This window comes from Anabaena sp. UHCC 0204, assembly GCF_009711975.1.
Classification (GTDB): Bacteria; Cyanobacteriota; Cyanobacteriia; order Cyanobacteriales; family Nostocaceae; genus Dolichospermum.
Genome location: NZ_VIKW01000003.1, coordinates 263,271 through 276,050 on the forward strand (window position 1 = coordinate 263,271; position 12,780 = coordinate 276,050).

At 35.5% G+C, this 12,780-nt stretch carries 8 protein-coding genes; 5 read left to right on the forward strand and 3 right to left on the reverse strand.

What is annotated here, in order from left to right:
• Positions 1-34 precede the first annotated feature (34 nt).
• Complete coding sequence (locus FJR04_RS04120; protein WP_168492064.1) at positions 35-1,567, forward strand: SagB/ThcOx family dehydrogenase; 1,533 nt, start codon at positions 35-37, stop codon at positions 1,565-1,567.
• 176 nt (positions 1,568-1,743) lie between these two features.
• On the opposite strand, the gene pheT is transcribed toward FJR04_RS04120, so the two are convergent.
• Entirely contained in the window at positions 1,744-4,179 is a 2,436-nt protein-coding gene (pheT, locus tag FJR04_RS04125) for a phenylalanine--tRNA ligase subunit beta (protein WP_168492065.1), read from the reverse strand.
• A gap of 364 nt (positions 4,180-4,543) precedes the next feature.
• Here pheT and FJR04_RS04130 point away from each other — a divergent pair, with 364 nt between their 5' ends.
• The 4 genes from FJR04_RS04130 (at position 4,544) to FJR04_RS04145 (ending at position 11,048) form a co-directional block, all read left to right on the forward strand.
• On the forward strand, positions 4,544-5,218 hold the full coding sequence (locus FJR04_RS04130) for a Uma2 family endonuclease (protein WP_168492154.1): 675 nt from the start codon (positions 4,544-4,546) through the stop codon (positions 5,216-5,218).
• A 188-nt stretch (positions 5,219-5,406) separates the two neighbouring features.
• On the forward strand, positions 5,407-9,312 hold the full coding sequence (locus FJR04_RS04135; protein WP_168492068.1) for an Eco57I restriction-modification methylase domain-containing protein: 3,906 nt from the start codon (positions 5,407-5,409) through the stop codon (positions 9,310-9,312).
• Between the two features lie 263 nt (positions 9,313-9,575).
• Positions 9,576-10,340 carry a Uma2 family endonuclease gene (locus tag FJR04_RS04140; RefSeq protein WP_168492070.1) on the forward strand — a complete coding sequence of 255 codons (765 nt, stop codon included), beginning with the start codon at positions 9,576-9,578 and terminating at the stop codon, positions 10,338-10,340.
• Positions 10,341-10,361: 21 nt separating this feature from the next.
• The gene (locus tag FJR04_RS04145) at positions 10,362-11,048 is read left to right on the forward strand and encodes a Uma2 family endonuclease (RefSeq protein ID WP_168492072.1); all 687 of its coding nucleotides are present in this window, start codon (positions 10,362-10,364) and stop codon (positions 11,046-11,048) included.
• 21 nt (positions 11,049-11,069) lie between these two features.
• Here the strand turns inward: FJR04_RS04145 and FJR04_RS04150 are convergent, their stop codons facing one another.
• Positions 11,070-11,387, reverse strand: coding sequence for a hypothetical protein (locus FJR04_RS04150; RefSeq protein WP_168492073.1), 318 nt, complete (start codon positions 11,385-11,387; stop codon positions 11,070-11,072).
• 83 nt (positions 11,388-11,470) lie between these two features.
• Positions 11,471-12,589 (reverse strand): magnesium chelatase ATPase subunit I, encoded by a 1,119-nt coding sequence (bchI, locus tag FJR04_RS04155; RefSeq protein WP_168492074.1) that lies wholly within the window; start codon positions 12,587-12,589, stop codon positions 11,471-11,473.
• Positions 12,590-12,780 lie beyond the last annotated feature (191 nt).

Sequence of the window (12,780 nt, forward strand, 5' to 3'; positions counted from 1 at the left end):
TCAAGAATAGGAATACGAGGATATTAAAATTACTATGCCAGAAATCGATCAATCCATAGCTCAACATTATCACGACCGGACTAAATATGACCCCCAAACCCTGGCTTCTAAAAGTCATAATTTAGACTGGGCTAAACAGCCTGTACCGTTTAAAGAGTACAAAATTGGTGCTGATATTGACCTCAAACCCTATCTGCAAGAAACGGTGGAAACAGTTGCCAATAAATCAGATACCCAATGGTGGTGGCGACTTTCTCAACTATTATTTCACAGTTATGGACTCACGGCAAAAATGCCTTCTATGGGTAGTGCTGTATACCTACGGTCTGCTCCCAGTGCTGGGGGGTTGTATCCGGCTGAGGTATATTTAGTTTCTCGTGGTACGCCATTATTACCACCGGGACTCTATAACTATCAATGTCGAAGTCATTCTTTAATGCACTTTTGGGAAAGTGATGTTTGGCAAACTTTACAAGCGGCTTGTTTTTGGCATCCTGCTTTAGAAAGTACCCAATTAGCTATTATTACTACTGCGGTTTTTTATCGTTCTGCTTGGCGTTATGAAGACAGGGCTTACCGCCGAATTTTTCTCGATACTGGGCATCTTTTAAGTAATATTGAGTTGGCTGCTAATATTGCTGATTATCGCGCTCATTTAATCGGCGGTTTTGTGGATGAAGCTGTTAATGATTTACTTTATATTGATCAGGAACAAGAAGGAACAACGGCTGTTTTAGCTTTGGCAGATTTGTTAGATGTGCGTCAAAATTTACCTCTAGGACGAACTGCTTTACCTTCAACAACTGATACTAATTATCCATCTATTCCTGATGGTGAATTGCTGAAATATTTTCATTTACATACCCAAATTTCATCTACAACAACTGATAAGTTAAATCTACCAAATGTCCAACCAGAAAAGTCTTTAGAAGATAAATACAATTTTCCTTTCTGTGAAAAGATTCCGACTCGAACTGCACCAATTTATTGGGGAGAACATTTATCAGAATTATCAAATACTATCTATAAACGCCGTTCTACCCGTGCGTATAATGGTGAAAATTTGAATTTTGATGAACTCAAAGCTTTACTGGATTTTACTTATCAACCTCAAAATTACATTGATCAAAATTTAGATCCTCATCCTGATCATTTCGATTTGAATTTAATAGAAACATTTATTGTTGTTTCTGGAGTGCAAGGATTAGATGCTGGTTGTTATTATTACGCACCAAAAGCGCAAGAATTACGACAAATTCGCTTTAAAAATTTCCGTCGAGAATTACATTTTCTGTGTTTGGGACAGGAATTAGGTAGGGATGCAGGAGCAGTATTATTTCATACCGCTGATTTAAAAAATGCGATCGCTCAATATGGAGATCGTGTTTACCGTTATTTACATTTAGATGCTGGTATTTTAGGACAAAGACTAAATTTAGCAGCTATTCGGCTCAATTTGGGTGTCAGTGGTATCGCTGGCTTCTTTGATGACCAAGTAAACGAAGTTTTGGGTATCCCTACTGATGAAGCCGTTATCTACATTACGACACTAGGAAAACCGAGGTAAAGAAGTCAGGAGGAAGAAGAGAGAAGGAAATTTCTCTCCTGCGTCCTCTGCGGTTCATTTCTTCATAATTTTGCGTAAGTCCTGTTCTTGTACCTCACTTAAATGGGAATTGCTATATACCCCAAATGGTAATGAGAATTGGGAATTACCTTTTTCCCATTACCAATTACCAAATTCTAACTTCTGAGACTAACACCAAATTTCTCGACTAAAGCCGTCCTCACCTTATCATGAACTGGTTCAATTTCAGTTTCAGTCAGAGTGCGATCGCTCACACGATAAACTAAGCGAAAAGCTAAACTGCGTTGTCCTGTGGGGACATTTTCACCACGATATTCATCAAACACTTCTACTGAGTCTAATAACCCCTTACCGGCTTTGTTAATGACCTTTTCAATTTCCGAGACTGTGATTTTAATTGGGGCAAAAAAGGCAATATCGCGATCGCTGGCTGGATAAGTAGAGTAAGATGTAAATTTGGGAGTTAATAACTCTTCACTACTTACGGCATCTAATAACGCATCTAAATCTAATTGAAACACATAAACGGCATCTGGTAAATCTTTTTCTCGCCGTAATTGGGGATGAACTTGACCAAATGTACCCAATCTATTTCCTCTTTCCCAAAGTGAAGCAGTGCGTCCAGGATGTAAGCGAGAATCTCGATTTTCTGGTTGAAATTCCACCTCTAAACCCAGTTGTCTAAAGACACTTTCTAAAATGCCTTTTGCTTCAAACCAAGTAATTGGTTCTTCTTTCCCACCCCGTAACCATTTACCAGAAGTTATATCACCACCAATAATCCCAGCCAATATTTCCGCTTCTTCTAAACCTTCTTCTTCGCGCCAGAAAATCCTGCCGATTTCAAAACCATTTAATGCCCCATTTCCTTGTTGTAAATTGTATTGAAAGGCATCAATTAAACCAGAAATCAAATCAGTGCGTAAAGCTGAATATTCAGCAAACAAAGGATTACTTAAAACTATTTGTCTATCTTCACCTGGTTTAACTAAAGAATAATGAATTAATTCCGTCAAACCTTCAGCCCTTAGACACGATCTTAACTTACGAACTAATTCTTGATCTAAAGGTAAATAACCAGCTTCAGATTTTTCTGGTAAAGTATCGCAGAATTTATCATAACCATATAAACGAGCAATTTCTTCAATTAAATCAATTTCCCGTTCTAAATCCCGATAACGATAAGGAGGTACTGTTACCTGCCAAATTTGTTCTTCAATTGTGATTAATTTACATCCTAAAGCAGTGAGGATTTTTTCTACATCTTCTGCTTGTAGTTCTCCTGTTTCTCCTGCTAATTCAATTGGACCTAGCACTTCATTGACTCTATCCAAACGCAAGGTAATAGAATGTGACCAAGTGGAAGCATCTGGACGATAATCGGAAATTTCCTGCTGAACAATTACCCCTGCTGCTAACTCACTAATTAAAGATAAAGCGCGGTGACAAGCTATTTCTAATTCTGCCCGATTTACTCCTCTTTCATATCTGCCAGAAGCCTCACTTCTTAACCCCGCACTCCGAGAAGAACGACGAATAGCCACAGAATCAAATAATGCAGCTTCTAAAACTAAACTTTGTGTACCTTCATGAACTTCCGTTTCCGCACCACCCATGACACCTGCTAAAGCCACCGCTTGATTATTAGCAGTAATTAATAAATTTTGGGTTGATAAATTCCGGTTATTTCCATCTAAGGTTTTTAAAGTTTCTCCCGTTTCCGCAAACCGCACACCAATAATTAAATTTTCTCCCCCACCTACAGATTGTAAACGCTCTTTGTCGAAAGCGTGGAGAGGTTGTCCTCTTTCTAACAACACATAGTTAGTGATATCAACTACATTATTAATTGGTCTGACACCCGCAGAACGCAAACGTTGTTGTAACCATTCAGGAGAAGGTGCAATTTTTACTTGTTCAACAACTGTACCAATATAAGCCGGACAAGCTTGGGTTTCGGAAATTTTCAAAGTGAGATTTTTTGCAGTTTTGGTATTTTCCACTTCTGCAATTTGGGGAATTGATAATTTTCCCCCAGTTAAAGCTGCTACTTCCCGCGCAATACCCACCATAGATAAAGCGTCAGCACGGTTAGCGGTAGCGGTGACATCTAAAATCACATCTTCCAAACCCAACAGGGGACGCACGTCACTACCCAGAACAAGATTTTCCTCCGGGAAGATATGAATACCGTCAATATCAGTGGGTAAACCTAGTTCCTTCAAAGAACATATCATGCCGTTGGAGGGAACACCGCGCAGTTTTGCAGGTTTAATTTTTAAATCAATGTTGGGTAAATAAGTTCCTGTAGTTGCGACGGGAACATAGATGTCTGCGCGGACGTTTCCAGCACCGCAAACGATATTTACAGTCTCAGCAGCACCAATATCAACTGTACAAACGCTCAGTTTATCTGCATTGGGGTGTGGTTGACGTTCTAGCACTCTTCCCACAACAACACCATCTGCCCAAGTGCGACGATCTTCTATATCTTCTACTTCAAACCCTGCCATTGTCAAGGTTTCCGCCAGTTCTTCTGGAGTCTGTTTGATTTCTACGAGTTCTTTTAACCAGTTTAGAGAAATACGCATGGAGTCTGTTTGTTTGGTTTTATCTTTCGCTTTAATTTTATATATTAAGTGAAAATTATGAGATTTTTTGGCTTTGCTAATTGAATGTATGAATTAGCCTCACGCCAAGGCGCAAAGACGCAAAGAATAAGAGTTAAAGAAATCTAATTTTTTCGTTTTACAGTAGAAATGCGATATGGAAAGTCTCTACATTTTTTTTTACGGGATGTCTATTATGATTAATTCATAGGACTTACGCAAAATATCTCTGAAACCCTATTTTCTTTGTGTCCTTCGCTCCTTCGTGGTTCGTTCTTTCGTGACTTGTGCGTAAGTCCTGATTCAGTAGATATCAGAATCTATCCCTATGGGAGATATGTCCACTATGGTACAGCAATTATCAGCAGAAACCACACCAGAAATCATCTACCCTGACAGCGACGGTCAAGCAATGGCAGATAATACCAAACAATATCAATGGATTGTTAAAATTAAAGAAAATTTAGAAATATTATTTGCATCAAATCCAGATGTATTTATTGCTGGTGATTTACTATGGTATCCTGTCGAGGGAAATCCGAAAATTCGTCAAGCACCTGATGTATTAGTAGTTTTTGGTAGACCAAAGGGAGATAGAGGTTCATATCAACAGTGGAAAGAGAATAATATTCCTCCTCAAGTAGTTTTTGAAATTTTATCTCCAGGAAATAGAACTTCAGCGATGATTAATAAATCGCTTTTTTATCAACGTTATGGTGTGGAAGAATATTATATTTATGATCCTGATACTTTAGAATTATCCGGTTTTGTGCATTCTGAAGATGGTTTTGTAGCTATTGAAGATATTTATAATTGGGTAAGTCCAAGATTGGGAATACGTTTTCAAATTACATCTGATAATTTAGAAATTTATTATCCTGATGGTAAAAAGTTTCTCACATCTGTGGAATTTGATCAACTTGCTAAACAAGAACGTCAAGAAAAGGAAATAGCTATTCAACAGTATCAAGAATTATTAACAAAGTTGCAAGAAAAGGGAATTGATGTAGGTACAATATGAACCCAGGTTTGTAGTGAGGACTTTAGTCCTCATTTAAGGGCTGAAGCCCTTACTACCAAATCATCTCAATCTTTTTTACATTACTTAATCTAAGTTGAGTTATTTTTGTTTAGTTACTTACTTGATATGATCAGAAAATCCTATTTAAGATTTAGTAGATCTATATACATTATTTTGGAGTTGAAATTATGATAGATTCAAAAAATATCAATAAACCATTATTCTCTCAACATTATTTAGACTATCGGATTCAAGAATCTCCAGAATGGCAATTAAATATTCAAGCAGAATTTGAGCAATTAAAAAATCTTTATTTATCAAAAATAGCAATTTTACCTACTCTCAATGAAGCACAAACTGAAGATGTATTTATTAAACCTGTATTAGATATTTTAGGGTTTTCTAATATTCCTCAAGTCGTTACTCGTGGGAAAGGTAGAGCCGAACGCCCTGATTATGCGTTGTTTGCAAATGAAAGTGAAAGGGATATAGCTTACTCTTTTCAAAATAATGAAACTGCTTTTTATGGTAAAGTATTAGTAATAGCAGAAGCTAAATATTGGGAAAGACCATTAAGTAAAGTTTCTGCTAATGATAAACGGGATATTTTTAAGAACGAAAACCCATCTTTTCAGATTTCTAGTTATCTCACAGGTACAGGAGTTGATTGGGGAATTTTAACCAATGGTAGAGAATGGCGTTTATATTATCGTCAAGCATCTTCAACCGCAACGGAATTTTATCCCATTGATTTAGTAGAATTATTAGAAAGTGAAGATTTAGAGAAATTTAAATCCTTTTGGTTATTTTTTAGAAGTGCAGCTTTTGAAAAAGACAGCTACAATAAAAACTTTTTAGAAAGAGTCAGAGAAGGAAGTACAACTTATGCGACTCAAGTAGGAAACGAATTAAAAACATTAGTATTTGATCAGATATTTCCTGACTTAGCAGGGGGTTTTGTTGCAGACGCAATGCGACGGGGAAAAACTGGAGAACCAAAACAGGTTTATGCAGCTACTTTATCATTTTTATATAAGTTGTTATTTTTATTATATGCCGAAGCGAGAAATTTATTACCAATTACCACCGCTTACCGTGATTATAGTTTGATTAAAATTACTCAAGAAATAGCGGAAAGCGTTGATAAACAAAGAACATTAAGTCAAACTTCGACAAAGATTTATAAGAGTTTATTAGGTTTATTTGAAATAGTAGATAGAGGTGATGCAGCTTTAGAAGTACCTCGTTATAATGGTGGTTTATTTCATTTTGATTTTCATGAAACTGAAGATATCAAAGATTATCCAGATAATTATTTTCTGTATGAACATCAATTATCTGATGCTGTCTTATTTCCAGCTTTGGATAAATTAGCACGGTTTGAAAAACTTCCCATTGACTACAGCTTTTTAGGTGTGCGACAATTGGGTTCGATTTATGAAGGTTTATTAGAATATCGCTTAGTTATTGAAGATGGAAATACCGGAAAAGTCCATTTAGCAAATGATAAAGGTGAACGAAAAGCAACGGGTTCTTATTACACACCAGATTATATTGTTAAATACATTATTAGTCATACTCTCAAACCGATTTTAGAGGAGAAAAAACAAAAATTTGCGGATTTAATGGTGCAAATTAGCCAATTACATGAAAAAATGGCAGATGGTAGATTAGGAGTACAAAGTCGTAACGGGTTACAAAAGGATTTACAACGTTTAAAAAGAAAAAGTACAAATACTTTACTGGATATTAAAATATGTGATCCTGCTATGGGAAGCGGACATTTTTTAGTGGAAGCTGTTGATTATTTTACAGATGAATTAATCATTATTTTAAATGAATATCCTGAACATAATCCGGTTTTAGATATGTTATCAAAAACCCGCGAAAGCATTTTAGCAAATTTACAACAACAGGGAATTACTATTGATGCCAATAAATTAGAAGATACTCAACTTTTGCAACGTGTGGTAATGAAACGCTGTATTTATGGTGTGGATTTGAACCCAATGGCGGTAGAATTAGCTAAGGTGAGTTTATGGTTACATTCTTTCACAATTGGCGCACCTTTGAGTTTTTTAGATCATCATTTACGTTGCGGTAATTCGCTGATTGGTACGACTGCGCGAGAAGCAGAAGCAAATATGGTAAAGGAAGAAAGTGGACAATTAAATTTATTAACTGGTCCATTTGTGGGGTTGTTACTTGCTGCGGAAATTATGCGCGGTGTGAGTACGTTAAGTGATGCAACTTTTGCGGAGGTGGAAACTAGCGAAAGATTATTTAAGGAGTTTGATAAAGCTGCGAAACCTTATAAACGGTTATTAGATATTTATGTTTCTAAATATTTTGGTTTGAAACGTGCTGATCATTTTTTACGGGTTTATGGTACTAATGCGATTAATATTAATCCTGAAACTATGAATACTGCTGATATTGCGGTATATGAAGATGCGAGAAAGTTGTTTGAAGAAAAGCGGTTTTTTCATTGGGATTTGGAATTTCCGGAGGTTTTTATTGATTTAGAAAATGCAAGTTGGAAAGAAAATCCCGGTTTTGATGCTGTGATTGGAAATCCACCTTATGGATCAACGTATAAAGACTATACAAGTGCTAAATTACAATATATTAGTAATACTGTCACTTCCAAAGATATTTATCTATTTTTTATTGAATTATCATTAAATATAATTTCCAAAATTGGTACTATAGGCTTAATTACTCCTAATACATGGATGACTCTAGAAAGTGGTTGTGAGTTTAGAAAATTAATTTTACAAACCACGCAATTAATTAAAATAGCTGAATTTAGATCAGCTTTTCAAGATGCAATTGTAGAAACTGCTGCTTTAATAGTTTCTAAAAATATTAATAGTTCTGAAAATACAGAAGTTTTAAATTTTGCGAATCAAGAAATAATTTCTAAATATTCTCGTTTGACATCTGAATGGTTTTTAAATGAAGGATATGTGATTGATTATTATTTAAATATGGAAGAAATTAATATTTTGAACAAGTCTACTAATCAAGGTATTAAGTTAGAAGAATTAGTAAATATATATGCAGGTACAAAATTATACGAAAAAGGAAAAGGTAATCCCCCTCAAACACCGTTAATTTTGAAGGAAAAACCATATACATCAAATAACTTACTACCAGATTTTGAACCAATAATTACAGGTGGAGATATACAAAAATATGCAATTAAAAATGATCTTATTTATGTTAAATATGGTACATGGTTAGCTGCACCAAGAAATGAAAGTATATTTAGAAATCAAAAAATCATAGTTCGACGCACTGACGATTTAATTATTGCAAGTATTGATTGTGATTTCAGAATTTGTCAAAACTCTGTACATTGTCTCATTAAAAAAGAAGAGAGTAGTTTTTCTGATTATTTTTTGTTATCAATATTAAATTCTTTTTATATTAAATGGTGGTATCAAAAGAAAAATTTCCAGATGGTTGGTAAGCCTTTTGCTGAAGTTAAAGTTATTTATTTATCAAGAATACCAGTTCCTAAAATTTCCTTTACAACTTCCCCAGAAAAACGCCAAGAATATCTAGAAAACACAATTAATCTTTACCAACAATATCAAATCAATCATCAACCAGATATTTTACTTACCCAAATTGATCATCACCTAAATCAACAACTATCAGAAGCAGATGTAATTCATAATTTCCTCGCATATTTAGCAGAACAAATGATAGAATTAAATAAACAAAAACAAACAGAAATCAAAGGCTTTTTAACATGGTTAGAAAGATTTATCGGTGTTGATATTGATAATCTTACCAATAAATCGAAAATTCAAAATTATTTAGGTGATTATTCCAAACAAAAACAAGCAGATAACCATTTAACCTTTGATGAATTAATTGGTATCCTCAAGAAGAATCAGAAAAAACTAAAAATAGATCCCACCGCGAGAAAAGAACAAGAAACATTAGAAAAAGAATATAAATCAAGTTTAAATACACTCTTACCAATCAAAAAGCAACTAAAACAATATGATTGGTTAATTGATGAAATTGTTTATAAATTATATGGTTTAACCGAAGCAGAAAAAGCGATAATTCAAGGATAAAAATATCCCCGACTTCTGTTTTCATTTTGTAAATAAATTCGGTTTTACCACTTCCTCTAACATACTTCTAAGATACGAGTGTTGGGTTTCGTTCCTCAACCCAACCTACAATAAATGTTGTTTTACATAAAGAGAACGGTAAAGCTATAAATTATGAAATGATCTAAGAAGTTGGTATCTAGTTCTAAGAGTAGCATATCGAAATATCGAATACTATATCGAAATAATGAATTATACTATAAAAAGAATTGGTAATATCAATCATGTTAAAATACAGCCAATTAAATTGTTTACCTTCATCTGAAGAATTACCCGACTCTGACGACACACCAGTGGATAACGAACTACAAGATTTAATTCCCGGTTTATTAAAAGCCATGTTAGCTTTAATCTGGTCACAAAGACAAGATTGGTTTTTTGGTGTAGATATGGGAATACATTATGATACCAATAAACCTGCAATTGTCCCAGATGGATTTTTAAGTATTGGCGTTCCCAGAATTATTAATGAAAAATTACGTCGAAGTTATGTATTATGGGAAGAGAAAAAATTACCAACTTTAGTATTAGAAGTAGTTTCTAAAACCTATAGAAATGAATATGAAACTAAGAAAGAAATGTATGCTCAAAAGTTGGGAGTCTTATATTATGTAGTTTATAATCCCTTACTAAGTGAACAAGCATCTTTGGAAGTTTATCAATTAGTCAATGGTGAATATGTTTTAATTCCAGGAAATCCAGTTTGGTTATCAGAAATAGGTTTAGGAATTGGTTGGGAAAAGGGAACTTATCAAGGAATCACTAGACAATGGTTATATTGGTTTGATGAACAGGGAAAAAGATTTTTAACACCGGAAGAACGGATTCTACAAAGTGAAGAACAACGTTTAGAATCTGAAAGAAAACAGTTAGAATCTGAAAGAAACCGTTTAGAATCTGAAAGAAAACGTTTAGAATCTGAAGAAAAAGCTCAGAAATTAGCAGAGATGTTAAAAAAATTAGGTGTTGATCCTGAAAGTTTAATTTAAGTAAAATTGGTAGTATCAATCATGCTAGATTACGACTCTTTACATTGTTTACCTTCATCTCACACATTACCTGACTCTAAAGACACACCACTTGATAATCAATTACAGCATCTTGTTCCGGGATTATTAGAAAGTATTTTAGCCTTAATCTGGTCACAAAGACAAGATTGGTTTTTTGGCGCAGGTATGGGAATATATTATGATCCGAAGAAACCTGCTATTGTCCCAGAAGGGTTTTTAAGTATTGGTGTTCCTAGAGTTAAAGGTATTAATGAAGATCTACGTCCAAGTTATGTATTATGGGAAGAGAAAAAGTCCCCAATTTTAGCATTGGAAATAGTATCTAAAACTTATCGAGAAGAACATATAACTAAAGGAAACATATATGCTCAAGATTTGGAAATTTTATATTATGTAATATATTGTCCTCTAAGAACAATAAAAGAAAAATTAGAGGTTTATAAATTAACAAATGGAGAATATATCTTACAACCCAGAAATCCAGTTTGGCTACCAGAAATAGGTTTAGGAATTGGTAAAGAGATAGGAACTTATCAAGGAATAACTAGGGAATGGTTATATTGGTTTGATGAACAGGGAAAAAGATTTTTAACACCAGAAGAACGGATTCAGGAAAGTGAGGAAAAAGTTCATAAATTAACAGAGATGTTAAAAAAATTAGGAATTGATCCTGAAAGTTTAATGTAAAGGATGATGCACCGAGAAAACTTAGAGTGTGTGAATTAAATCTGCAAAACCGTAAATGCTAATTCCTAATAGGAGTAATGCTGTAAATTGGGTGATGCGTTGTTGAGTGAAAACTATGTGACTGTGTTCATTGGGAGAGATTGATTCTCGGACTAAAATAGAAGTTGATGCGCCAACTACGAGACTTAAACCTAATATTATGTAAGGCGGATCTGGTATAATTGTAGAAATTGTTAACATAGCGATCGCTAATGTCAACATTAATAATTCTACAAATCGTGGCGGATGATATTGACTAGATAAAATCAAGCTATTTAACCAAAAATTCCAGGTTCTCATAATTTGTTAATAGTCAGTGGTCAGTTGTCAGTTGTCAGTGGTCAATAAAATAAATACTAACCACTGACTCACATTTATATTAACTAACGAACGCCGGCTTTCATCCCTGCACCGTTTTTCTGTGTAGCATCTTCTGGTGGTTCAACACCAAAAACGCGACAAAAGACCTTTTCCACTTTATAGCCAGTATCAATGGATTCTAGGGGGTCTTTCCGCAGACGGTGACGCAGACATAAAGTAATTACCCGACGGATATCGTCTACTGTAACTTCTGTCCGTCCTTCAAACGCAGTTAAGGCTTTAGCAGCGCGGTTAGTAACGATATCACCCCGCAAACCATCCACATCTAATTCTGAACAAACTTCGGAAATTTTTACCCGAAAATCATAGTCTAAATTAACTTGTGGTAATAATTCCTGAGCATTGACAATTTGCTGTTGTAATGCTTCTTGGGGGGTTGTGTGTTTTTGTAAATATTCAGGAGGATTTTGGTCAAATTCGCCCCGTTCTTCCACAATTTGTACCCGCAAAGCTGGTTCTTTGACAGTGTGAATTTCCGCGTGCATTCCAAAACGGTCGAGGAGTTGGGGACGGAGTTCCCCTTCTTCTGGGTTTCCCGAACCGACGAGAACAAACCTGGCTGGGTGACGGATAGAAATCCCTTCCCGTTCCACGGTGTTCCAACCACTAGCAGCAGAATCGAGGAGTACGTCTACTAAGTGGTCATCTAACAAGTTGACCTCATCAACGTAGAGAATGCCTCTGTTGGCTTTGGCTAGTAGTCCGGGTTCAAAAGCTTTCACACCTTCAGATAAAGCCTTTTCAATGTCAATTGTCCCACAAACCCGGTCTTCGGTAGCGCCCAATGGTAAATCTACCATTTGCACCTTTTTGTGAGCGATGGGAATTTCCATACCCTGGGCGACTTGTTGACGAACTTCATCACTCATTAAGTCCGGGTCATTGGGGTCACTGTTGAAGGGGTCATTGGCGACAACAGAGATTTCTGGTAAGAGGTCCGCCAAGGCGCGGATAGTTGTAGATTTGCCGGTGCCGCGATCGCCCATAATCATTACACCACCAATTTTGGGGTCAATGACATTTAACAGCAGCGCCAGTTTCATTTCTTCTTGGCCGACGATGGCTGTAAATGGAAAGACCGCACGACGCGCACTCGCACTAGCTTGAGCAGTTGAAGTCACTAAATTTCCTTAACAATATTTTTTATTACAATTCTTTATTTTGACACATCTGGGCAGTGGAGGAGGTAAGGATTGAAGGGAATCGCTCACTAAAATTCCTGAGAAACATCTATAGGACTTACGCAAAATATCTCTCAAACTCTCTTTCCTTCGTTTTCTTCGCTTCTTCGTGGTTCATTACTCCGTGACTT

Coding starts and splice junctions, on each gene's coding strand:
- FJR04_RS04120 (WP_168492064.1), top strand. CDS start 35: ATGCCAGAAATCGATCAATCCATAGCTCAACATTATCACGACCGGACT.
- pheT (WP_168492065.1), bottom strand. CDS start 4,179: ATGCGTATTTCTCTAAACTGGTTAAAAGAACTCGTAGAAATCAAACAG.
- FJR04_RS04130 (WP_168492154.1), top strand. CDS start 4,544: ATGGTACAGCAATTATCAGCAGAAACCACACCAGAAATCATCTACCCT.
- FJR04_RS04135 (WP_168492068.1), top strand. CDS start 5,407: ATGATAGATTCAAAAAATATCAATAAACCATTATTCTCTCAACATTAT.
- FJR04_RS04140 (WP_168492070.1), top strand. CDS start 9,576: ATGTTAAAATACAGCCAATTAAATTGTTTACCTTCATCTGAAGAATTA.
- FJR04_RS04145 (WP_168492072.1), top strand. CDS start 10,362: ATGCTAGATTACGACTCTTTACATTGTTTACCTTCATCTCACACATTA.
- FJR04_RS04150 (WP_168492073.1), bottom strand. CDS start 11,387: ATGAGAACCTGGAATTTTTGGTTAAATAGCTTGATTTTATCTAGTCAA.